At 68.6% G+C, this 468-nt stretch carries 1 pseudogene; it reads right to left on the reverse strand.

Going from position 1 to position 468, the window contains the following annotated elements:
* A pseudogene (locus AC1DJ5_RS14650) lies at positions 1-468 on the reverse strand (hypothetical protein); the annotation flags it as partial.

A 468-nucleotide genomic window follows, 5' to 3' on the forward strand; every position in this document is an offset into this window, starting at 1 on the left:
GGCCCATCTTGATCCCCAGGGGGCCGGTGTCGCGCACCGTGCCGACCGGCACCTGCCACTTGATCTTCCGGGTCGTCATGTCGACGGCGGTCATCGTGCCGTAGGGCGGGGCCTGGCAGGGGATGCCCAGCACCGACAGGAAGCGGTTCTTGTCGACCGAATAGGGCGTGCCTTTCAGCGGCACGGCGCCCATGCCGGTGTTGACCGCCTCGCCGCCGCCCGAGGCTGCGACCTTGCTGGTGTCCTGCGGGATCATCCGCACCCAAAGGCCAAGGCGCATGTCGTTGACGAAGAGGGTGTTGGTGGTCGGGTCGGTCGACAGGCCGCCCCAGTTCATGCCGCCCAGGGAGCCGGGGAAGCTCAGCGACTTGTCCGTGCCGGGGGCGGTGTAGAGTCCCTCGTAGCGCATGCCCTTGAAGGCGATGCGGCACAGCAGCTGGTCGAAGGGCGTGGCGCCCCACATGTCGG

It is taken from the genome of Brevundimonas sp. 01N35 (assembly GCF_056399785.1).